Here is a 21,600-nt window from a genome sequence, read left to right as displayed (position 1 = left end):
GGGGCCGGGCCGCCCGGCCCCGCCCGGCCCCGCCCGGGCCGGGGGCCGGAGGACCCGCGCAACGCGACCTAGTCGAACCAGCGGTCCCGGGCCAGCTCCGCCGTGCGGGACGGGTCCTCCAGGAGGGCCGCCACCTCGAAGCGGCGGGGCCACTGGCCGGCGGCCCAGGCGAGGCCCGCCGCCACGCCCTCCAGGGTGGCGGCGTGGAGGACGCCGTCGGGGGTGCGGCGCCAATCGAGCTCGACACCGCCCGCACGGAGCTCCTCGTGCTCGACGTACGAGGCCGGGGTCGAGGGACCCAGCAGGGCGTGGACCGCCTGCGGCACCTCGTGCTCCTCGCCGACCGTCGTCACCCCGGCCTCGACCGCCTCGCTCAGACGACGCACCTGGAAGAGGTCCGCGAGGTCCGCCGCGCGGGACGGCGCCACCGGCAGGAGCGGCAGGTCGCCGGCGAGCGGAAGGAGATCGGGGGCGTCCGCCACCAGGGCCTCCGAGGCGTCGACCACCACCGGGGTGCCGTCCACCACCGCGCGCAGTTCGTCGGGGAGGGTGACCTGCTCCGGGTCGAGGTCCGCCAGGGCCGTGTACAGGGCGTGCAGCTGCACGCCCGTCACCTCCCTCGACGGGTCCGCCAGCCGGGACAGGAGCTCCGCGGCACCGCCCGGCTCGTCCAGCAGGGCCGCGACCGAGGTCCGTACGCCCAGCGCGCGGAGGACCTGCTCGTCCTCGAAGCCCGTCGCATCGGCGGAGTCGTACAGCCCGATGAGGAGCGGGTCGGTGCCGGCCGCCCGGAGGCCCGCCGGGCGACGGCCGTCCAGGACCGGGTGGTCCCGCAGCCACCAGGCGGTGTACGGACGGACGGTCTCCGTCGTGCCGTCCGGGAGGAGCACCCGCACGGGCTGGATCAGGGCGTCCCGCAGGGGCGGCTGCGCGAGGAGCGCGAGCGCCTGCGGCCAGGCCCCGTCGTCGACCAGGTCCAGGTCCCGCACGGCCACGATCTCGGTCGCCACCGGCGGCACCGGCGACTCCGGCAGCCGGTCGAGGACGTCCTCGCACCACACGTCGACCGCGTCGAGCAGACCGGCGTCGTCCGGCTCCGGGTAGTCGCCGTCCCGGGGCTCGACCTCGTCCGGGTCGACGACCAGGTCGGTCGCACGGACCAGGGCGAAGGTCGCCAGCACCCCGCAGGCGGCGAGGGGCTGCTCGCCCCAGCGGTCCGCCAGCTCCGCGTCCACGAAGGCCAGTTCGTCCTCCCGCATCACCGCGGCGAAGGCCGAGCCGGGCAGCACCAGTTCGCCCGCGGGGGAGAGTTCGCCGTCCTCGTCCGGGAGGGCGAGCGCACCGAGCCAGGGCTCGTCCCCCGGGTCCAGGTCCGCGTCCCTGACCAGCGCGAGGACCGCATCGGCCAGCTCTTCCGCGTCCAGGGCGTCGGCATCCTCGTCCCAGATGTCCCCCGCGTCCAGGGAAGCCGCCACCGCCGCCCGGACCTGCGGGGTGGTCAGCACCGCACGGGGAGTGGCCGGCAGGGCGCCCAGCTTCTCCAGGAGCGGGTGGGCGGCGTCCGGGTGCGCCACCTTCAGCCCCAGCCGGGTCAGCTCCGCGGGGGTGCGGTCCTGCGGCAGGAGGACCTGCCGGGGGCCGATCGTCGTCCGGACCGGCACCCCTTCGGCCCCCTCCGCGAGCGGCACCGGAAGGCCCGTCAGGCGGTCCGGGTCGACGCCCGCGAGCGAGTCGTACAGCCGCCACCACCACGTCGGCGCCCGGTCCACCCCGGCCAGCCGGTCGATCGCCTCGGTCAGGGGAACCCGACCGACCCCCAGGGTCCGGAGTTCCGGCCGGCGCTCCAGACCGGCCGGAAGCAGCGTCGGGAACACCTCCGCCAGCACCCCCACCGTCTCCGCACCCGCGCCTTCCACCACTTCCGCCTCGATGGGGCGCAGCGCGGGGAGCTCCTCGGAGGGGGCGGCCGGCGCCAGGAACGCGACCCGCGGCAGCCGGTCCAGGATCGCCCCGCGCAGCGCCCCGTCCAGCGGGCCCTTGCCGAGCGGTCCGGGCACCAGGTCCAGCGCGCCGGGCGTCACCGGGTGCCATTCCGCGAGGAGTTCGGCGTACGCATCGGCCGCGCGCTGCACCAGGAAGTCGGTGAGCGGCCCCGGAGCGGGGTGTCGCCGGGTGGTGTCCAGCGGGAGCGAGGCGATGAGGAGGGCCGGGATGCCGAGCGGCTCGTCGGTGGGGGTCGGCGCGTGGACGACCGGGGTGGTGCGGGGGTGGCGCGGGGCGCCCGCGTCGTCGACCGGCACGGCCCAGGTGACGGACCAGTGCGGGCGGAGCCGCTCCTCGACCGGACGGTCCTTGAGCAGCTCGGCATCGAGCGGGCCGCCGTGGCGGACGGTGCGCCAGCGGTGGCTGCCGGTGGCCGTGTCGTCGATGCGGACGTGGTCCCCGTCCTCGGAACGACGAACGGTCCGCACCCCCTCGACCGTCTCCACGACGACCTCGGCGAGACCCGGAAGGGTGAGGAGGAGGGCGTCGTCCACGGACGTCAGGAGCCGCTCGGCCAGGTCCACGGCGGCGGCGTCCCGCAGGGGAAGGACGACGACCGTGTCGTAGCCTTCGGGCGCCGTGCCCTCGGCGGGCAGCGGGAGCCGCAGGAGCGGCACGTGTCCGTCGCGGCGCCGCAGCTCGTCGCCGAGGCCCGGGCTGTACCGGGCGGCTTCGGCGGCCAGTCCGCGGGCCTCCGCGAGGGACCAGCGGACGCCACCGTGCCGGCCGAGGACGGCGGGCTCGTCGCTGACGGCGAGGACGGCGGCGAAACCGACGCCGAAGCGGCCGACGGCACCGTGCGCGCCCGGACCTTCCTGCTCGCGCTTGGCGGAGGCGCGGAGGGTCGACAGCGACTCGACGCCCGCGGCGTCCAGCGGGGCGCCGGTGTTGGCCGCGGCGAGGACGGCGGGGCCCTCGTGGTCCGCGGGGTGCAGGGTCAGCCGGAGGCGGCCGGGGACACCGGCGCGGCGGGCGGCGTCGGCGGCGTTCTGGGCCAGTTCGACGACGAGGCGGTCGCGGTAGCCGCCGAGGGCGAGGTCCTCCTCGGCGTTCGCGTCCTCCCGGAAGCGGGCCGGGGAGGCGCCCCAGGCGTCGAGCACGCCGCGCCGCAGCCGTGCGGTGCCGAAGGGATCGGTTCCGTCGGTCGTCGTCCGGACGCTGACGCTCACGTCTGACTCCACTCTGCGGGGCGGTCGGTCCCGGACCTCAAGGCCCGGGGCCCGAAGGTACCGCGCCCCGGGGTCACCCGACTGCCGGGGCACGTGGGAGAGCAGGGGCGTGCGGAGTCATTCGGCCACCGGGGACGGGGCGTGCCGCCCGGGCCCTGGCGGTTCGGGGTCCGAGCGGCCCGGGCCCGGGCCGCTCGGGACCGGGGCTAGGAGTGCCCCAGGTCCTCCGAGGACGCGTCCGGTTCCGTGGTGGAGCCGGAGTCCTTCGCCGGGCGCAGCGGGAACGCGTCCGCGGCCATCGAGTCGTGCACCGGCGGCGCCGGTCGCGGCGGCTTCGGCATGACCGCGGCCTCCGAGTGCCCGCCGCAGCCGTAGGCGAGGGACACGACCCGGCCGTCCGCCGGCGAGAACTCGTTGGCGCAGACGCCGAAGGCCTGCTTCAGGGAACCGGCCAGCGGCACCAGGAAGGCGCAGGACTCGCAGGAGGCGGGCGCCGCCTGTGCCATCGGGGTCTTCGCGCCGAAGGCCTCGTCCCAGCGGTCCGCCGCGACGTGCAGCCCGTACCGGGAGAGGACCCGGGCCCGGCGCATGCCGAGCTCCTCGGCGACCGCGGCGATCGCGCTCCGGGAGGGGGTGCGGGCCACGATCTCGGCGTCCTCGACGTCGAGGTGCCCTTCCATCTCCTCCGAGACGGCGGAGTTCGGCGGCGGCGCATCCTCGCCGGAGTAGCCGGGCTCCAGGCGCAGGTCGTCCTGCTCGGTGGGGAGGAGGTCGCCGGGGCCCATGTCGCCGGGGCGCAGCCGCTCGCTCCAGGGCACCCACTCGGGGGCAAGGAGGGCGTCGGTGCCGGGCAGCAGGACGGTTTCGTCAAGCGTGACGTTCTTGGCGCGGGAGGCACGGGTGACGGTCACCGCCCAACGCCAGCCGCGGTATCCGGGCTCCTTGCACTCGAAGAAGTGCGTGACGACCCGGTCGCCCTCCGCGATCACCTCGACGTGTGCACCGACGATTCCCGGAGCAGCCGCCTCCTCGGCGGCCTCTCGTGCGAGGCCCACGGCCTCGGCGCACAGGCGGTCGGGGGTACGCGTGGCTCGCGGGGTACGCGGGGTACCGCTTCGCGTCGTCGCAGCACTCACAGGTCTCGCTTCTCTCCTACGCGGTCTCACGGGTGCGCCGGCCGAGGGGCGGGAGCGAAGCCACGGGCGGCGGGCGGAGCGGACCTGGGGGCCGCATCGACGTCCGCACCCGACTTGTCTCGCGCGTCTCGGGCACACCTATCGCCATCCATTCTGCGGGATGCCGAAGAGGCGCGCGGCCGAGAGATTCCGCCGGTGACGCGCTACGCACGCTACCCCGTTCGCGGGCCGCCGCCCACCTGCCCGTCCCAAGTGGCCCGCATCGCGGACGGTCCGCACCGGCCGAACGGCCCGGGAGAGCGGCCGGTGGGAGCCGGTCGGAGGGGGGTCCGTCGTCGTGCCACGGTTCGCCGGACGTGCCGGTGGGGCACTATGACGGAGTGGCAGCCGCACGGTCCCCCGCACGATCGCACGATCCCTCCGGGCCGCTCCGTCGAGCGGGCCGGAAACTCGGGCGTGCCCTGCACCTGCCGTTCACCGGGACCGCGAAGGGCATCCGAAAGGCGACGCACGCACACGGCGCGGGCGAGTCGGGCCTCGGCAAGCTGATCGAGCTCCACGCCGTGAACGGGGCCGGCGACGTCATGATCACCGTCGCGCTCGCCTCCACCGTCTTCTTCTCGGTGCCGACCGACGAGGCCCGTGGCCGCGTCGCGCTCTACCTCGCCATCACGATGGCGCCCTTCACCCTCCTCGCCCCCGTGATCGGCCCGCTGCTGGACCGGATCCCGCACGGGCGACGGGCCGCCATGGCGGGCGCGATGCTGACCCGCGCCGTGCTCGCGATCATGATGTCGACCCTGGTGGCCACGGGCGGTCTGGAGCTGTACCCGGCGGCACTGGGCGTCCTGGTCGCTTCGAAGGCGTACGGGGTGGTGCGCAGCGCCGTCGTGCCCCGACTGCTCCCGCCGGACTTCTCGCTGGTGAAGGCCAACTCGCGGGTCACCCTGGCCGGGCTGCTGGCGACGGGCATCGCCGCGCCCATCGGAGCGGGACTGCAGTTGGTCGGGCCGGGCTGGCCGCTGTACGGGGCGTGCGCGCTGTTCCTGCTCGGCGCGTTCTGGGCGCTGCGGATGCCCCACAAGGTGGACTCCGCGAAGGGGGAGCGGCGGGCCCACCTGCTGACGCACGGGGAGCGGAAGCCGAGCCTGCGGACGGTCGGCCCCTCCGTGCTGCACGGGCTGCAGGCGAACGCGGCGCAGCGGATGCTGTCCGGCTTCCTGATCTTCTTCCTGGCCTTCCTGCTGCGCGAACACCCGCTGTCCGGGCAGAGCGCCGCCGTCTCCCTGGGCATCGTGGGCGTGGCGGCGGGCGTCGGGAACGCCTGCGGGACGGCGGTCGGCTCCCTGCTCCGGGACCGCGGCCACGGTCCCGAGGTCATCATCGCCACGATGATCACCGTGGTGTTCGGCACGGCGGTCTGCGCGGCAATCTTCTTCGGCGGTCTGATGGTCGCCGTCTTCGGGGCGGTCGCGGGCCTCACCCAGGCCCTGTCGAAGCTGTCCCTGGACGCCCTGATCCAGCGGGACGTGCCCGAGCAGGTGCGGACCTCGGCGTTCGCCCGCTCGGAAACGGCCCTGCAGATGGCGTGGGTGGTGGGCGGCGGGATCGGCATCTCGATGCCGCTGAACGGCACCGTCGGCATGTCCGTCGCCGCCGGGATCCTGGGCCTGGGAGCGCTCCTCGCGGTCCGCGGCCTGCTGTCCGCGGCCCGCACCCGCCCGGGCCCGAAGGGCAGCCCCAGGACGAAGGTGCCCTAGCGACACCCCGGGGGAGGCGGGGGGACACTCCGTACGAACCGGTACGGGGCGGCGGCACGCCGTACCCCCGCGTGGCGCGAACGCGGCGGCCCGATAGCCTTCGGCTCATGACCGTTGCGTTCTTCTCCGGCTCGCGCCGCCGGGCCGCCGTCGCCCTCGGGGCCGTCTCCGCCGGGCTCCTCGTCCTCTCCGCCTGCGACAAGCCGACTCCGCTCGCGACCCTGACGGTCGGGACCGACTCGGTGCACTCCGAGGCCGCCTGCTACAACGACGGCGACGCCATCAAGGAGTCCCAGATCCAGCAGTGCCTCAACAAGAAGGCCGAGAAGACCATCAAGGTCTCCACCGGCGACCAGATCCGCTTCGGCGTCGACCCGGAGATCGCCGAGAACGGCTGGACGATCTTCCTGGGCGGCCAGCAGGCCGAGCCCGAGCCGTACAAGAAGACGTACCGGTCCATCCCGGCCAGCGCCTTCTTCGCCACCCAGACCGGCGAGGCCACCGACGAGACCCAGGTGACCATCGTCGAGAACACCGGCAAGAAGCTGACCGGAATCTGGCACTTCCAGCTGAAGAAGGAATCCTGACCCGCCGGTGCTCCACCGGATCCTGATCGTGACCGCCGTGGCGGCAGAGGCGGACTCCGTCTCCGCCGGCCTCGGCTTCGACGGGCCCCAGCCGCTCCCGCTGCCGGGGGGCCGCACCCTGCGCCGGCACGTCCGCGGTGCCCTCCGCGTCGACGTGCTCGTCGGCGGAGTCGGCCCCGCCGCCGTCGCCGCAGCGACCGGGGCCGCCCTGGCGCACGCCGCGCCGGGGACCCCCGAGGACGGCTACGACCTCGTCGTCTCCGCCGGGATCGCCGGCGGCTTCCAGCCGGCCGCGCCGGTCGGGTCCGTGGTCGTGTCCGCGGCGATCGTCGCCGCCGACCTCGGTGCCGAGACCCCGGACGGCTACCTCGCCGTCGAGGAACTCGGCTTCGGCCGTTCGGTCCACCCCGTGCCCACCGCGCTGACCGACCGGATCGCCGCCGCCCTGGACACCGGGGCACGGCCGCACGTCGTCGCGCCCGTCCTCACCGTCTCCACCGTCACCGGCACCGCCCGGCGCGCCGCCGAGCTCGCGGAACGCCACCCGGGAGCGGCGGCCGAGGCGATGGAGGGCTTCGGCGTCGCCGAGGCCGCCGCCGCGCACGGCGTTCCCGTCGTCGAACTGCGGACCGTGTCGAACGCCGTCGGGCCGCGCGACCGTGCCGCCTGGCGCATCGGCGAGGCCCTGGACGCGCTCCGGAACACCTTCGCCCTGCTCGGCAGGACCGTCTTCGTGGAGACGCACCCGTGAAACTGAAGATCGCCTACTCGCCCTGCCCCAACGACACCTTCGTCTTCGACGCCTGGGCGCACGACCGGGTCCCGGGGGCGCCCCGGCTCGACGTGACCTTCGCCGACATCGACGTCACCAACGGCTGGGCCGAGGGCGGCGGCGACGACCACGACGTGCTGAAGGTGTCCTACGCGGTGCTGCCGTGGATCCTCGACGAGTACGCCCTGCTGCCCTGCGGCGGTGCCCTGGGCCGGGGCTGCGGGCCGCTGGTCCTGACCCGGCGCCCCGGGACGGGGGCCGACCTGGTGGGGAAGACGGTCGCGGTGCCGAGCGAGCGCTCCACGGCGTACCTGCTGTTCCGCCTGTGGGCGGCCGAACAGGTGCCCGGCGGCGTCGGGGACGTCGTCGTGATGCCGTTCCACGAGATCATGCCCGCCGTCCGGGACGGAAAGGTCGACGCGGGACTGGTCATCCACGAGGCCCGCTTCACGTACCAGGGCTACGGGCTGCACCGCCTCGCCGACATGGGCGAGCACTGGGAGTCCACGACCGGCCTGCCCATCCCGCTCGGCGCGATCGTCGCCCGCCGCTCCTTGGGCGCGAAGACCTTGGAACTGCTCGCGGAGTCCGCCCGCGCCTCGGTGCGGATGGCCTGGGACGACCCGACGGCCTCCCGGCCGTACGTCCTGGAGCACGCCCAGGAGATGGACCCGAAGGTGGCCGACCAGCACATCGGGCTGTACGTCAACGAATTCACGGCCGACCTGGGCGAGCACGGCTACGCGGCCGTCCGCGGACTGCTCACGCGGGCCGCGGCCGAGGGGCTCGTACCGCCCCTCGGCCCCGATGCGCTGCGGTTCCCGTAGGGGACGCCGGACGGGGCCGGCAGCCGCCCGGGGCCCACGGACCGGGGCGGGGCGGCCGGGACCTCAGACGTCGAGCTGGTCGGCGACGGCGCGCAGCAGACCGGCGATCTTCTTGCCGGCCGCCTTCTCGGGGTAGCGGCCCCGCTCCAGCATCGGGGTGATGTTCTCCAGGAGCGTGGTCAGGTCCTGCACGATGGACGCCAGCTCGTCGGGTTTGCGGCGCTGCGCCGCGGCCACGGAGGGCGCCGGTTCGAGGACCGTGACGGACAGCGCCTGGTCGCCCCGCTGACCGGCGACGACACCGAACTCCACCCGCTGTCCCGGCTTCAGCGCGTCGACTCCGGCAGGGAGCACCGACGAGTGGACGAAGACGTCGCCGCCGTCGTCGCGGGAGAGAAAGCCGAAGCCCTTCTCACTGTTGAACCACTTGACCTTGCCAGTCGGCAAAGCACACACTCCCTCTATCAGTCCCGGACACTCCTGGGCGCCCGTAGAAATGCCCTGGAACACCTTACTGGGGCTGTCCCCAGCGACAGTGAGGGTTAATCCAGTCCCCGAACGAGGAAAACCCCTACCCAGACAGGGCAGAGGCTCACAGGGGGCGCAACAGGGGCCCAGGCTTCCTTGGTCTCAGCCTTGATGCGGAAGACAGTCGCACGACCGATGCCGTGCTTGGCCGCTACCTTCATGACGCTCAGGCCGGCCTCCAGGTCTTCCAGGACAGCCGCACTGTCAATCTCTCGGGGACGACCCCAGGTCTTGCCGTTGGCTTCACGGGACGCACGGGCAGACGCACGGCGCTCACGCTGGAAGATCAGTTCCATCTCAGCGAACGTGCCGAGCATGAGGAGCGCCATGTCCGTAGCGGGACCACCTACGCGAGTGTCGATGGTCATCGCTCCGCCGATCACCAGGTGAACCCCATCGGCCCTGAGTTCGGCCACCAAGGCAAGCACCTTGCGCATGGTGCGCCCGAGACGATCCAGGGAAGGCACATACAGCACGTCACCCGAACGGAGCTGGGCCAGGACGGGTCCCAGTCCCTCTCGCTCAAAGTCGGTACCGGTGCGCCTGTCGCTGTAGATGCGCTCCGCAGGGATGCCCTGAGCGGCGAGCCAGTCAAGCTGACGCTTCAAGTCCTGAGCCGTCGTGCTCACTCGGGCGTATCCGTACTCGTAAGCGGCCATCGCTTCCCCCGTGGTCTCAATCTGTCCCAACTCGACTTCCGATACCGGCATCAAAGCCGTCGGCCGCTTGGCGGACCTCGCGTCCGGCAGGCCGGATCCGCAAGGTCACGAACCGGGAGTACATCCGCTTGAAGCCGCTGCGGCCGGTACCGGGCTTGGAGCCCTCACGCCATTGCACCGGCTTGGCCGCCTTCCGGCCCGCCGCGATGACCAGCTGTTTCACCGACTGCGGCTTGTCCGGGTACTTCGCCACCGGCGGGCGTCCGGTCCCGGAATAGGGCTCAAGGGCCGGCACGGCTTCGCCGGGCTGGGCCGAGAGGGTGGTGGAGATTCCCACGACGTAGTGGAGGCCGCGGGCCTGCAGGCCGCGCCGGAAGGCGGCCGCATCTCCGTATCCGGCGTCCGCGATGGCCAGCGGCACCTCGATCCCCCACGAGCGGGTCTCATCGAGCATGTCGAGTGCGAGTTGCCACTTCTCCACGTGCCCGATGTCGTCGGGGATGCCGCAGGCGGTGCGGCGGGCGACCTTGTCCGGGCTGGCCTTCACGGACCCGGGCTCCCAGGTCTCGGGCAGGAACAGCCGCCAGTCCACCGCCGCCGAAGCATGACCCGAGGCCAGGTGCAGCGATACGCCCACCGGGCAGTTCGTGATCTTGCCTGCGGTGCCGGTGTACTGCCGCGACACACACGCCGAGGCATTGCCGTCCTTGAGGAACCCGGTGTCATCGAAGATCAGCACGGTGGGCCGGACCGCCTTTTCCACCCTCCAGGCCAGCCTGGCCCGCACATGCGCGGGGTCCCACGGACTCGTGGTGATGAAGTGGGCCAGGGCCTGCCGGTTTCCCTCCTCGCCCAGCCGGGCGGCCATCGGCTCGACCGACTTGCGCTGCCCGTCCGTGAGTAGGCCCCTCAGATAGACCTGTCCCCCACCGACGCTGACCATTACGCGCGAACGGCTCGAAGACCTCTGCCGCGAAGTCCTCCAACTCGCCACGCACAGATGCAATTTCCTCCGGCGTCACACGTCCTCAACGGGACACGGAACCCGCAGGACACGCAACACCAACACCGACCTGACCAAGCCCTACTACCCCCTGGACACTCAAGGCACCCGCGCGACTAGACCGGCCCTAAATGAATTCGACTTTTTAATGGTGGGGGTAGGTGAATTCTGAATTCAATTCACTAAGGCAATAAAGCCCCGCATTTCGACGGGACATTGCTTTATGAATTCTCCCTGTACCCCTCGAATAGCTTTACCATGCTACCGGGGACCGGTTCTTTAACGAACTCCCATGATTCAGGATTAATCCAATGTCCCGGCACATTCTGACCCATCACGAGCTTATCCATTCCTCCTTCCTTACTCAGACCCAATTCTTGCGCCATGGCCTTAATGTCTCCGAGGTCAATAACTGTGCCCAGCCCCGCATTCGGGATTGCGTCAGCCCATGCCCAGAGCTTTACACCATAGGTGCGCAGGAATTCCCTGCGGTCTTTCTGGTCTTTGCTTTTCCAGACTTCCCCGTACTTCTTACCCGTGGCCTTGATGGCAGGGTTAGCCCTCTCTGCTTCCTGCTTTTCCAGGAGAGCCACCTTTGCCGACAGGCTCTTGTGCATACGGTGATAGGACTCTTCCTGCCCCTCTCCGTCGTATACGCCTGCCAGGAAGTCACCTTCCAGCTTTTCCAGGCGCGCCTTAGCAGACTGGAGTTCCCGAGCCTGAGAGGGCCCTACGCCTGCCCTCTCGTACATGTCCCAGGTGCCGACGCTCCCCAGAACCTCCTGGTCAACCCACGTGTCGAGCACGTCAGCACGGACGTAGAGACCAGTGGAGCAGTTACCGCCCTTGAACTTGTTGGAGCAGCGGTAATACCTGTGTCCGGGTACCTTCGTTCCGTCTTTCCTGGTGTGTCCAGAGCCCACGAGGGAAGTCACCGGAGAGTTACATTCTCCGCATCGAGCAATTCCAGAAAGGAGACTCTTACCGCCTGTACGGCTTTCCGCCCCTTCCCCTTTAGGAGTGGGCTTAATCCGATCCACCAAATCCGTCCACTCGTCCATTGTCGCCAACGGCTTTTCCGGGAGGATGACCATTTCCCCATCATCATCCAGGATTGCTTCACCCTTATAGGTATAGATTCCCGGAACCCAGGAAGACCGGATGAATTTATTGATGATGGTTGACTGCCACTGCGTTCCCTTGGTTTCCTCCCCCTTCACCTTTCGCAGGTGATCGCCCCAGGTGAGTACGCCACGGAAATTGAAGTCACGAGCGATACGGTGAGTGGACTGTCCCTCACGGACACGCCGGAAGATCTCTTCTACGTAGGGGTGGAAGTCCTGGTCAATCTCCAGAACCTTCCGCTTGCCACCCTCTACGGCCTTGATGCTGTAGCCGGTAGGCGGAGCACCTGTCAGCCATGAACGGTTCTCCAGGCGGCTCTGTACGCCGTTGAGGATGCGTGCCTGGATCGTGTCCCACTCAGCCTCAGCGAACACGGCCGTCATCCGGGCCATCATCTTCCCCTGGGGGGTGGAGAGGTCGAACCCCTCTTCCACGCAGACGATGTACTTCCCGTGCTCCTGCGCCCACTCCAACAGTTCGTTGAAGTGCATGGAGCGACGGGTGAGTCGGTCCATCTTCGCCGCAATGATCACGTCGAACTCATCGGCTCGGGACGTGAGCCAGCGTCCGAGCTTGGGGCGCTTGAAGGGGCTCATGGAGCCTGACACGTCGGTGTCCTCTGCCTCCCCGACCAGGACGCCGGACAGATGGGGAGAGCTGACGTGGTGGCGGATGACGCCACGCTGCCAGTCGATGGACGTGGAGCCGTCAGAGTCAGCAGACAGGCGGAGACAGGCTAGGTAGCGCAGACCAGGTGTCATGGCGGGAGCGTAGCGCTCTCTGTGTGTCTAGGTGACCGACTTGACCTTGCCGGTAGGCACCTTCGTCCTCGTCGCTGGGGATGGCAAACGGCGGGTCGGTCGACCCGCCGGCACCAGGCTAATGGTCAGGAGGCCGGCGACGGGCCGCCGCCGATGAGTTCCTCCGGCCTGGGAACTACCCTGGCGGGATGCGTAGTGAAACCCCCGCCGGACCGGTGGACGACAGCGCCCCTGGTGACGGCCTCGTGAAGGCCGGCGTGATCCTGTTCGCGATCGGTGCGGTCGCCACGCTGGTCACCGTGGCCCCGCTGTTCCTCGGGACGGATCCGTTCCCCACCCTCGCGTACACCGTGTCGATGCTGATGGGGGTGGGGTTCCTGGTGGCCGCCGCCGGGGTGCTGCGGTCGATCGCGGCCCAGCGCCGACAGGCCCGGCAGGGCGCGGCCGGGGCGGCTCAGCCGCGGTAGCCCTCCCACCACGGGCGGAAGTCCGTCAGGTCGGGGAGGACCACGTCGGCGCCCGCCGCCCGCAGCTCCTCGGCGGGGCAGGGACCGGTCGCGACGGCCACCGAGAGGGCGCCCGCCGTGGCGGCGCCCCGGACGTCGCCGACGTGGTCGCCGACGTACACCGCGGCACCGTGCGCGCGCAGCGCCTCCGCCTTGCCCTCGGCCCACAGGCCGCCGACGACCGCGTCCGGCTCGATGCCGAGGTGCGCGAGGTGCAGTTCGGCGTGCGGGCCGTTCTTCGCGGTGACCACGATCGTGCGCCCGCCGGCCTCGCGGACGGCCTCGATCGCGTCCCGGGCCCCGGGCATCGGCACGGTCGGTTCGATGGCGTACGAGGGGTAGAGCGCCCGGTAGCGGGCCACCATCTCCGTGATGTGCTCCGCGGGGAACCAGTGCGCCATCTCCTGCTCCAGGGGCGGGCCGAGACGGGTCACGACGAGGTCGGCGTCGATCGGCACGCCCGTCTCGGCGGAGAAGGCCACGAAGGCGGCCTTGATGCCGGGGCGGGTGTCGAGCAGGGTCAGGTCGAGGTCGAAGCCGACGGTGGGGGAATCCTTCGAGGTGGTCGCCATGCACCCATTCTGGTGACCCCGGGTTCCCGTCCCGCGCCCCGGGTGCCGTCCCCGGCGGGAACGCCGGGGCGCGGGACGGGCGCCGCGCCGGGTCGGCGGGCTCAGTGCCTGCGGGCTCAGTGCCGGCGGGAACGCCAGACCAGGAACAGGGCGGAGGCGATCGCCGCGCTCCGCAGGACCCACGGCCAGGTCTCGGAGATCGCCGCGCCCATCGCCTCGCCGCCCGGGCCCACCGGGGCGCCCCAGCGGCCCTCGACGCGGCCCCACAACCAAGCCGCCCCGGTCGCCGCGGCCAGCCCGGGAACCACCAGGACCGCCCCCTTGACCTCGGCGGGGGTGAGCCGGCGGGAGGCGTAGGCGAGGAGCCAGCCCGCCGCCAGGGCGATCAGCGAGCCGAAGACGGCGCCGACGAGCAGGAGCAGCGCGGCGAGCAGGACGAAGGGGTTCGTGAGGCGGGTCCGGCGGGGAGCCGCCGGTGCTTCCTCCGGCTCGGCGGCCGGGGGCGGGGCCTGCGGGGCCTTGCGGAGCCGGAGCACCCGGGCGAGGCGGCGGCGCCTCCCCGGTGCGGGCTCCTCGGTCGCCCCGTCCCGGTCCTCCTCGGCGGCGGGGGGCGCGAACAGGTCGGGGCGTTCGATGCCGCCGACGAAACCGGGCACCCCGTCGGCGTCGGCATCCGGATCCGCCGACCACCAGTCCGCCGCGCGGTCGGGTCCGTGGCCGGCGGGGCCGGAGCCCCGGTCGTCCCGGCCGTCCGGGCCCCGGTCGTCCTGGGCCGGGATCCCCGCTTCGGGCGCTCCGGGGGCCGGTGCGGCGGGGACGGGACCGTCGGCCGCGGAGCGGGTGCCGCTCCCCCGGCCGCCCCCGCCGTCCTTCCCGCGCGGCTGCGGCACGCCGCCGCGCGGGGGTCCCGCCCGGTCCACGACCTCGTCGGGCGTGCCCAGGTCGCCGAGGATGCCCCGGACCGACGCGGGGTCCTCCCCGCCGCGCGTGGCGCGCCGTCGGTCGATCTCGTTGCGGAGCCCGGACACCAGCTGCATCCGGTCGCTCGCCGGCAGGTGCCGCTGTTGTGCCAGATCGCCGACCCTGCTCAGGTAGTCGTAGACCAACTGGTCGCTCTCGATCCCCACGGTGCCCCTCCACGGCCGGTTCGCCCGGTACGGCCCGACGTTAGCGCCTGGGCAGCGGTTAACGTGGTCCGGATGGGGATCGGTGAGCTCGACCGGGAGGCGCACGTGCCCGAGGAAACTGGCGCCGGTACGGCGCCCCGCACGCTTGCGGAGGCGCTGCGCGCCCGGGGCGACGAGGGACTCTCCGCGCTGCTGCGGGCCCGCCCCGATCTGCTGAACCCGGTTCCGAACGACCTGACGCAGCTGGCGACCCGTGCCGGCACCCGGGGCTCGGTGGTGCGGGCGCTGGAGCGGCTCGACCGGTTCGCCCTCCAAACGGCCGAAGCGCTCGCGGTGGCGCCGGACCCGGCCCCGTACCCCGTGCTCCTGGCGCTGTTCACCGGTGCGGAGGGGGATCCGGAGATCGAGGCGGCGCTGCCGGGCGCGGTGGCGCTGCTGCGCGAGCAGGCCCTGGTGTGGGGCGAGGACGACCGGCTGCGGCTGGTGCGGACGGCGCGGGAGCTGCTCGCGCCCTCGGCGCAGCACCCCTCGCCGACCGGGCTCGGGCCGACGGTGGCGGAGGCGACGGCGGGGATGTCGCCGGGCCGGGTGCAGGAGATCCTCGCGACGGCCGGGCTGGCCGCGACGCACGATCCGGTGTCGGCGGTGGCGGCGCTGACGGGGTTGTTCACGGACCGGTCCCGGATGGGCGCGTTGCTCGACGGGGCGCCTCCGGAGGCGCTGGCGGTGTTGGACCGGCTGGTGTGGGGCCCGCCGTACGGCGAGGTGACGGCGAACCCGGCGCCGCCGGTGAGCTGGCTGCGCGACCGGGGGCTGTTGCTTCCGGTGTCGCCGCGGACGATGGTGCTGCCGCGCGAGGTGGCCCTGCACCTGCGGGGCGGCCGGGCGCACCGGGCGCCGGAGCCGGTGGCGCCGCCGGTGGCGGCGGTGCGCGACTACCGTCCCCAAGTGGTGGACGCGGCGGCGGCCGGGCAGGCGCACGCGGCACTCGCGACGGTCGAGGATCTGCTGAAGTCCTGGGAGCAGGGCGGCCCGCAGGTGCTGCGGGCGGGCGGGATGTCGGTGCGGGACCTCAAGCGGACCGCGGCGGCCCTGGACGTGACGGAGCAGCTCGCCGCGTTCTGGCTGGAGCTGTGCTTCGGGGCGGGGCTGCTCGCCTCGGACGGCGAGGCGGACGAACGGTACGCGCCGACGCCGGCCTACGACGACTGGCTGGACCTGCCGCCGGCCGAGCGCTGGGCCCGGCTCGTCTCGTCCTGGCTCGTCGCGACCCGTACGGCGGGTCTGGTCGGCGGCCAGGACGCGAAGGGGCGGACCGTGGCCGCGCTCGGCCCGGACCTGGACCGTGCGCCGGCGCCGGAGGTCCGCCACCGGGTCCTCGAACTGCTCGCGACCCTGCCCCCGGGCGCCGCGGTGGACCCCGAGACCCTGTTCGCCCGGCTCCGCTGGGAGCGGCCGCTGCGGGGCGCCGCCGCGGGAGGACCGCCGCGGCCGGTGGGCGGGGCGGGTGCGGGCGGGGCGGGTGCGGGCGGGGCGGTCGGTTCCGACGGCTCCGGGCCCGGGGCGCCGGACGACCTGCGGTCCCGGCTCGCGCGCTGGACGCTCGCCGAGGCCGAGCTGCTCGGGCTCACCGGCCGGGGCGCCCTGGCCTCCCCCGCCCGGGCGCTGCTGAACCTGCCGCTCGCGGAGGCCGCGCCCGCCGGCGACCACGGCGGTGGGGTGGAGCTGTCGGTGGCCGCCGGGCGGGCGGCGACGCTGCTCGCGCCCTTGCTCCCCGAGGCGGTCGACCACGTCCTGCTCCAGGCCGATCTGACGGCCGTCGCGCCGGGGCCGCTGCAGCGACCGCTCGCGGATGCGCTCGCGGTCCTTGCGGACGTGGAATCGAAGGGTGGTGCGACGGTCTACCGGTTCACGCCCGGTTCCGTGCGCCGGGCGCTGGACTCCGGGCGGTCGGCGTCCGAGTTGCGCGACTTCCTCACCGCGCACTCCCGCACGCCGTTGCCGCAGCCGCTGGGGTACCTGATCGACGACGTGGCGAGGCGGCACGGCCATCTGCGGATCGGTGCGGCCTCGGCGTACGTGCGCTGTGACGACGACGCGGTCCTCGGGGAGATCCTGGCGGACCGGCGCTCCGCCGCCCTGGGACTCCGTCGGCTGGCGCCGACGGTGCTGGCCGCGCAGACGGACCCGACGTCGCTGCTGGAGGGGTTGCGGGCGATGGGGTACGCGCCGGCCGCCGAGTCCGCCGAGGGCGACGTCCTGATCACCCGTGCCGATGCGTACCGCACGCCGGCCCGGAGGGTTCCGGTGCCGGTCACGGAGGGGCCGCCGGCGCCCGATGCGACCTTGCTCGGCGCGGCGGTGAAGGCGATCCGGGCGGGCGACCGGGCGGCGACGGCGGTCAAGAAGGAGCCCGCGGCGCCGGTGGCGGCGGGTGACCTCCCCCGGACGTCCGCGGCCGAGACGCTGGCCACCGTGCAGGCCGCCGCGCTGACCGGTTCGGCGGTGTGGATCGGCTACGTCAACGCGGAGGGGGCGGCGAGCCAGCGGGTGATCGCCCCGGTCCGGGTGGAGGGCGGTTTCGTGACGGGTTACGACCACACGGCGGACGGGATGCGGACGTACCCGCTGCACCGGATCACGGGGGTGGCGGAGCTGGCGGACGACCAGCTGTGAGGACCGTCCGGGGCCCGCGCCTCCGGGCCGGGCGCCCGGGAAGCGGCCATGCGGCACACTGGAGGATTGGCCGTTACGGGAACGGCCGGGCGCCGGAAGGACCTGATCGCACGTGAATGGGCCACTCATCGTCCAGAGTGACAAAACGCTTCTCCTGGAAGTCGACCACGAGCTCGCCGAGGCGTGCCGGCGGGCCATCGCGCCGTTCGCGGAGTTGGAGCGGGCGCCGGAGCACATCCACACGTACCGGGTGACGCCGCTCGGGCTGTGGAACGCGCGGGCCGCCGGGCACGACGCCGAGCAGGTGGTGGACGCGCTGGTCGAGTACTCGCGGTATCCCGTGCCGCACGCGCTGCTCGTGGACGTCGCGGAGACCATGGGGCGGTACGGGCGGCTCACGCTGTCCAAGCACCCCGTGCACGGGCTGGTGCTGACGACCACCGACCGGCCGGTGCTGGAGGAGATCCTCCGCTCCAAGAAGGTGCAGCCGCTGGTGGGGGCGCGGATCGACGCGGACACCGTGGCGGTGCACCCCTCCGAGCGCGGGCAGATCAAGCAGACGCTGCTGAAGCTGGGCTGGCCGGCGGAGGACCTCGCGGGGTACGTGGACGGGGAGGCGCACCGGATCGACCTCGCGGAGGACGGTTGGAGCCTGCGGCCCTACCAGAAGCAGGCCGTGGACGGCTTCTGGCACGGCGGTTCCGGCGTCGTGGTGCTGCCGTGCGGAGCGGGGAAGACGCTGGTCGGTGCCGGTGCGATGGCGCAGGCGAAGGCGACGACGCTGATCCTGGTGACGAACACGGTCTCGGCCCGGCAGTGGAAGCACGAGCTGGTGAAGCGGACCTCGCTGACGGAGGACGAGATCGGCGAGTACTCCGGGGCGCGGAAGGAGATCCGGCCGGTCACGATCGCCACGTACCAGGTGCTGACGACCCGGCGGAAGGGCGTCTATCCGCACCTGGAGCTGTTCGACTCCCGTGACTGGGGTCTGATCGTGTACGACGAGGTGCACCTGCTGCCGGCGCCGGTCTTCAAGTTCACCGCCGACCTGCAGGCCCGGCGGCGGCTCGGGCTGACCGCGACCCTGGTGCGGGAGGACGGCCGGGAGTCGGACGTGTTCTCGCTGATCGGGCCGAAGCGGTTCGACGCGCCGTGGAAGGAGATCGAGGCCCAGGGGTACATCGCGCCCGCCGACTGCGTCGAGGTGCGGGTGAACCTGACCGACTCGGAGCGGCTGGCCTACGCGACGGCGGAGGCGGAGGAGAAGTACCGCTTCTGTGCGACGACGGCGACGAAGCGGCGGGTGACCGAGGCCCTGGTGAAGAGGTTCGCCGGACAGCAGATCCTGGTCATCGGTCAGTACATCGACCAGTTGGACGAGCTGGGCGAGCACCTCGACGCACCCGTCATCAAGGGCGAGACGTCGAACGCCCAGCGGGAGAAGCTCTTCGACGCGTTCCGCAACGGCGAGATCAACGTCCTGGTGGTGTCGAAGGTCGCGAACTTCTCGATCGACCTGCCGGAGGCGACGGTCGCGATCCAGGTGTCGGGCACCTTCGGTTCGCGGCAGGAGGAGGCGCAGCGGCTCGGTCGGGTGCTGCGTCCGAAGGCGGACGGCCACCAGGCGCACTTCTACTCGGTGGTGGCGCGGGACACGATCGACCAGGACTTCGCGGCGCACCGCCAGCGGTTCCTGGCGGAGCAGGGCTACGCCTATCGGATCGTGGACGCGGACGAGCTGCTGGGGTCCTGAGCGTCAGGACCGCGCGGCCGGGAGGCGTCCCGGAGCCGGGAGGGGTCGGGGGGCCGGGAGGGGGCCCGGGGCCGGGAGGTGCGCGGGGCGGGGGTCCTTGACGCCCGCCCCGACCGGGCCGTGGTCGCCGAGGAGGAGGACGCCGGCGGCCGCACCGCCGAAGGCGCGTATCGCCCGGAGGGCGAGGGCGGTGCGGCGGAGGCGGGGGGCGGTGGGCGCGAGGGGGAAGGTCGTCGTGGTCATGCCTCCATGATGGAATTCGGACATTCGTTACACATCGCCCCAGGGGTGGAGTCGGGCTCCCCCTCGCGTCGGACCCGACCCCCTAGGGGGAAAGCCGTTCGCCGGGACGCCCGCCCGGAGCTACACTTGCCGGCTTCCCCGCCTCCCGTCCGCGGAGCGCCGCCGCCCGGTCGGAAACCGGCGGCCACCTCGTCGTGTCCGCTCGTCCACCCGCCCGGAGGCTCCACCGTGTCCCCATCCGACCCGCTCGCGCGCGAGCGCGCCCATCTGGCCTCCTCCCGTGCGGCGCTGCGCGCGATGCGGGAGGACGTCGAGGCGCTCGACCTCAGGGACGTCACCGCGAACTGGGTCAACTCCCTGGTGCTCGGGCGGCAGATCGAGGACCGGATCAAGGCGCTGGCCGACCTCGCCGACACCCCGCTCTTCTTCGGGCGGCTCGACTACCTGCCGGCCGCCCGGGAGGGGCAGCGCTTCTACATCGGGCGGCGGCACGTGCACGACGCCCAGGGCGACCCGATGGTGATCGACTGGCGGGCACCGGTGTCCCAGCCGTACTACCAGGCGTCGAAGAAGGACCCGCAGGACATCGGCCTGCGGCGGCGCTTCGGCTACACGGGCGGCGACCTCACCGCGTACGAGGACGAGCGCCTGTCCGACCCGGACGAGCTGGAGCGGACCAGCCGGCTGCTCCAGGCGGAGATCGAACGCCCCCGCGTCGGCCCGATGCGGGACATCGTGGCGACGATCCAGCCGGAGCAGGACGGGATCGTCCGCTCCGACCTGTCGGGGACGGTGTGCGTGCAGGGAGGGCCGGGCACCGGGAAGACGGCCGTGGGCCTGCACCGCGTCGCGTACCTGCTGTACGCGCACCGGGAGCGGCTCGCCCGCACCGGGACCCTGGTCATCGGACCGAACCGCTCCTTCCTCCACTACATCGAGCAGGTGCTGCCCGCGCTCGGTGAGCTGGAGGTGCAGCAGGCGACGGTCGACGACCTCGTCGCGCACGTGGAGGTGCGGGGCACGGACGAGGCGGCGACGGCGGTCGTCAAGGGCGACGCCCGGATGGCGGAGCTGCTGCGGCGGGCGGTGCGCTCGCACGTGACGCTCCCGACGGAGTCCCTGACGGTGGTGCGCGGCTCGCGGCGCTGGCGGGTGCCCGTCCATGAACTGGAAGAGATCGTCCGGGAGTTGCTGGACCGGGACATCCGGTACGGCGCTGCCCACGAAGCCCTTCCCCAGCGCATCGCGCACGCCGTCCTGGTGCGGATGGAGGCGGCGGGCGAGGCCCCCGACGACCGGGTGCAGAACGCGGTCGCACGGAACCCGGCGGTGAAGGCCCTGGTGAAGGAGTGCTGGCCGCCCGTCGATCCCGCGAAGCTGGTGCTGCGGCTGCTCGGCGACGCCGACTTCCTCGCGGAACAGGCCGCGGGGCTGCTCACCGAGGACGAACAGAAGCTGTTGCTGTGGGCGAAGCCGGCCCGGAGCGTGCGGAGCGCGAAGTGGTCGGCGGCGGACGCCGTCCTCGTCGACGAGGCGAAGGACCTGGTGGAGCGGACGCACTCGCTCGGGCACGTGGTGCTCGACGAGGCACAGGACCTGTCCCCGATGCAGTACCGGGCGGTGGGCCGTCGCTGCACGACGGGTTCGGCGACCGTCCTGGGGGACCTGGCGCAGGGCACGACGCCCTGGGCGACGGAGAGTTGGGCACGGGCCCTCGACCACCTGGGGAAGCCGGGAGCGCTGGTGGAGGAGCTGACCGCCGGCTTCCGCGTGCCGCGCGAGGTGATCGCGTACGCCTCGCGACTGCTTCCGCACATGTCGCCGGGGCTCGCCCCGGTGGAGTCCGTGCGGGAGAACCCGGGCTCCCTGGAGGTCCGCCCCAGCGAGGCCCTGGACGAGGACGTGGTCGCGGCCTGCGTCGCCGCGCTGGCGCACGAGGGCTCGATCGGTCTGATCGCCGCCGACGCCCGGATCGCGCCGCTCGCGGAAGCGCTGACGGCGGCCGGCCTGGCGTACCTCTCCCCCGGCGAGGAGACCACGGCCGAGTCCCGGCTCACCCTGGTCCCGGCCTCGCTCGCGAAGGGCCTGGAGTACGACTACGTGGTCCTGGACGAGCCGGCGGCGGTCGTCGACGGCGAGCCGGACGAGCGGACCGGCCTGCGACGGCTCTACGTGGCGCTGACCCGTGCCGTGTCGGGCCTCACGATCGTCCATGCGGCGCCGCTCCCGGCCCCGCTGGGTGCGGCATGAGCACCGTCGGGGCGCCCCCCCCCCGGGGGGCGCGGGGGGGGGCCCCCGCGCGGGGCGGCGGCGGGGGGGCCGCCGGGGTGGGGCCGCACCGGCGAGTCGGCTC

Annotated in this window: 17 protein-coding genes; 8 read left to right on the top strand and 9 right to left on the bottom strand. The window is 72.9% G+C overall.

Going from position 1 to position 21,600, the window contains the following annotated elements; translation table 11 throughout:
- Positions 1 to 68: 68 nt before the first annotated feature.
- Both ACFW22_RS30440 and ACFW22_RS30435 read right to left on the bottom strand, forming a co-directional pair.
- Positions 69 to 3,224: a sacsin N-terminal ATP-binding-like domain-containing protein gene (locus tag ACFW22_RS30440; protein WP_386410686.1), complete on the bottom strand. Its 3,156-nt coding sequence runs from the start codon at positions 3,222 to 3,224 to the stop codon at positions 69 to 71.
- 194 nt (positions 3,225 to 3,418) lie between these two features.
- Positions 3,419 to 4,348, bottom strand: coding sequence for a DUF3027 domain-containing protein (locus ACFW22_RS30435; RefSeq protein WP_386410683.1), 930 nt, complete (start codon positions 4,346 to 4,348; stop codon positions 3,419 to 3,421).
- A gap of 380 nt (positions 4,349 to 4,728) precedes the next feature.
- Here ACFW22_RS30435 and ACFW22_RS30430 point away from each other — a divergent pair, with 380 nt between their 5' ends.
- The 4 genes from ACFW22_RS30430 to ACFW22_RS30415 all read left to right on the top strand — a co-directional run bounded on the left by ACFW22_RS30430 (position 4,729) and on the right by ACFW22_RS30415 (position 8,294).
- Entirely contained in the window at positions 4,729 to 6,108 is a 1,380-nt protein-coding gene (locus tag ACFW22_RS30430; RefSeq protein WP_386410681.1) for an MFS transporter, read from the top strand.
- 107 nt (positions 6,109 to 6,215) lie between these two features.
- On the top strand, positions 6,216 to 6,695 hold the full coding sequence (locus ACFW22_RS30425) for a DUF2771 domain-containing protein (protein WP_386410678.1): 480 nt from the start codon (positions 6,216 to 6,218) through the stop codon (positions 6,693 to 6,695).
- A 7-nt stretch (positions 6,696 to 6,702) separates the two neighbouring features.
- Entirely contained in the window at positions 6,703 to 7,446 is a 744-nt protein-coding gene (locus tag ACFW22_RS30420) for a futalosine hydrolase (RefSeq protein WP_386410675.1), read from the top strand.
- Positions 7,443 to 8,294: a 1,4-dihydroxy-6-naphthoate synthase gene (locus ACFW22_RS30415; protein ID WP_386410672.1), complete on the top strand. Its 852-nt coding sequence runs from the start codon at positions 7,443 to 7,445 to the stop codon at positions 8,292 to 8,294. Before ACFW22_RS30420 ends, ACFW22_RS30415 begins: the two co-directional genes overlap by 4 nt.
- A gap of 63 nt (positions 8,295 to 8,357) precedes the next feature.
- Here the strand turns inward: ACFW22_RS30415 and ACFW22_RS30410 are convergent, their stop codons facing one another.
- The 4 genes from ACFW22_RS30410 to ACFW22_RS30395 all read right to left on the bottom strand — a co-directional run bounded on the left by ACFW22_RS30410 (position 8,358) and on the right by ACFW22_RS30395 (position 12,370).
- Positions 8,358 to 8,741, bottom strand: a complete 384-nt coding sequence (locus tag ACFW22_RS30410; RefSeq protein WP_384885543.1) for a cold-shock protein — start codon at positions 8,739 to 8,741, stop codon at positions 8,358 to 8,360.
- A gap of 95 nt (positions 8,742 to 8,836) precedes the next feature.
- Positions 8,837 to 9,481, bottom strand: coding sequence for a recombinase family protein (locus ACFW22_RS30405; protein ID WP_386410668.1), 645 nt, complete (start codon positions 9,479 to 9,481; stop codon positions 8,837 to 8,839).
- Between the two features lie 16 nt (positions 9,482 to 9,497).
- Complete coding sequence (locus tag ACFW22_RS30400) at positions 9,498 to 10,349, bottom strand: IS701 family transposase (protein ID WP_386410665.1); 852 nt, start codon at positions 10,347 to 10,349, stop codon at positions 9,498 to 9,500.
- 356 nt (positions 10,350 to 10,705) lie between these two features.
- Positions 10,706 to 12,370 carry a recombinase family protein gene (locus tag ACFW22_RS30395; protein WP_386410662.1) on the bottom strand — a complete coding sequence of 555 codons (1,665 nt, stop codon included), beginning with the start codon at positions 12,368 to 12,370 and terminating at the stop codon, positions 10,706 to 10,708.
- Positions 12,371 to 12,558: 188 nt separating this feature from the next.
- On the opposite strand from ACFW22_RS30395, the gene ACFW22_RS30390 reads away from it, so the two are divergent.
- A complete protein-coding gene (locus ACFW22_RS30390; protein WP_386410659.1) occupies positions 12,559 to 12,837 on the top strand; it encodes a hypothetical protein in 279 nt (92 codons plus the stop codon).
- Here the strand turns inward: ACFW22_RS30390 and ACFW22_RS30385 are convergent.
- Positions 12,825 to 13,448, bottom strand: coding sequence for an HAD family hydrolase (locus ACFW22_RS30385; RefSeq protein WP_386410656.1), 624 nt, complete (start codon positions 13,446 to 13,448; stop codon positions 12,825 to 12,827). The genes ACFW22_RS30390 and ACFW22_RS30385 overlap by 13 nt on opposite strands.
- Positions 13,449 to 13,564: 116 nt before the next feature.
- Positions 13,565 to 14,575: a hypothetical protein gene (locus ACFW22_RS30380; RefSeq protein ID WP_386410653.1), complete on the bottom strand. Its 1,011-nt coding sequence runs from the start codon at positions 14,573 to 14,575 to the stop codon at positions 13,565 to 13,567.
- Between the two features lie 72 nt (positions 14,576 to 14,647).
- Here ACFW22_RS30380 and ACFW22_RS30375 point away from each other — a divergent pair, with 72 nt between their 5' ends.
- Both ACFW22_RS30375 and ACFW22_RS30370 read left to right on the top strand, forming a co-directional pair.
- Positions 14,648 to 17,251: a helicase-associated domain-containing protein gene (locus tag ACFW22_RS30375; RefSeq protein WP_386410650.1), complete on the top strand. Its 2,604-nt coding sequence runs from the start codon at positions 14,648 to 14,650 to the stop codon at positions 17,249 to 17,251.
- Between the two features lie 112 nt (positions 17,252 to 17,363).
- Positions 17,364 to 19,004, top strand: a complete 1,641-nt coding sequence (locus tag ACFW22_RS30370; protein WP_386410647.1) for a DNA repair helicase XPB — start codon at positions 17,364 to 17,366, stop codon at positions 19,002 to 19,004.
- A gap of 3 nt (positions 19,005 to 19,007) precedes the next feature.
- Here the strand turns inward: ACFW22_RS30370 and ACFW22_RS30365 are convergent, their stop codons facing one another.
- Positions 19,008 to 19,247 (bottom strand): hypothetical protein, encoded by a 240-nt coding sequence (locus ACFW22_RS30365; protein ID WP_386410645.1) that lies wholly within the window; start codon positions 19,245 to 19,247, stop codon positions 19,008 to 19,010.
- A gap of 228 nt (positions 19,248 to 19,475) precedes the next feature.
- On the opposite strand from ACFW22_RS30365, the gene ACFW22_RS30360 reads away from it, so the two are divergent.
- Positions 19,476 to 21,497, top strand: a complete 2,022-nt coding sequence (locus ACFW22_RS30360) for a HelD family protein (protein WP_386410642.1) — start codon at positions 19,476 to 19,478, stop codon at positions 21,495 to 21,497.
- Positions 21,498 to 21,600 lie beyond the last annotated feature (103 nt).

It is taken from the genome of Streptomyces sp. NPDC058872, assembly GCF_042743065.1.
Taxonomy (GTDB): Bacteria; Actinomycetota; Actinomycetes; order Streptomycetales; family Streptomycetaceae; genus Streptomyces.
The sequence above is the reverse complement of the archived record's forward strand: the minus strand, read 5'-3'. Positions and strand labels throughout refer to the sequence as shown.

Bases quoted from the DNA above. Each gene is read 5' to 3' on its own strand.
- ACFW22_RS30425 (WP_386410678.1), top strand. From the start codon at position 6,216: ATGACCGTTGCGTTCTTCTCCGGCTCGCGCCGCCGGGCCGCCGTCGCC.
- ACFW22_RS30405 (WP_386410668.1), bottom strand. From the start codon at position 9,481: ATGGCCGCTTACGAGTACGGATACGCCCGAGTGAGCACGACGGCTCAG.
- ACFW22_RS30400 (WP_386410665.1), bottom strand. From the start codon at position 10,349: ATGGCCGCCCGGCTGGGCGAGGAGGGAAACCGGCAGGCCCTGGCCCAC.
- ACFW22_RS30395 (WP_386410662.1), bottom strand. From the start codon at position 12,370: ATGACACCTGGTCTGCGCTACCTAGCCTGTCTCCGCCTGTCTGCTGAC.
- ACFW22_RS30390 (WP_386410659.1), top strand. From the start codon at position 12,559: ATGCGTAGTGAAACCCCCGCCGGACCGGTGGACGACAGCGCCCCTGGT.
- ACFW22_RS30385 (WP_386410656.1), bottom strand. From the start codon at position 13,448: ATGGCGACCACCTCGAAGGATTCCCCCACCGTCGGCTTCGACCTCGAC.
- ACFW22_RS30375 (WP_386410650.1), top strand. From the start codon at position 14,648: ATGGGGATCGGTGAGCTCGACCGGGAGGCGCACGTGCCCGAGGAAACT.
- ACFW22_RS30365 (WP_386410645.1), bottom strand. From the start codon at position 19,247: ATGACCACGACGACCTTCCCCCTCGCGCCCACCGCCCCCCGCCTCCGC.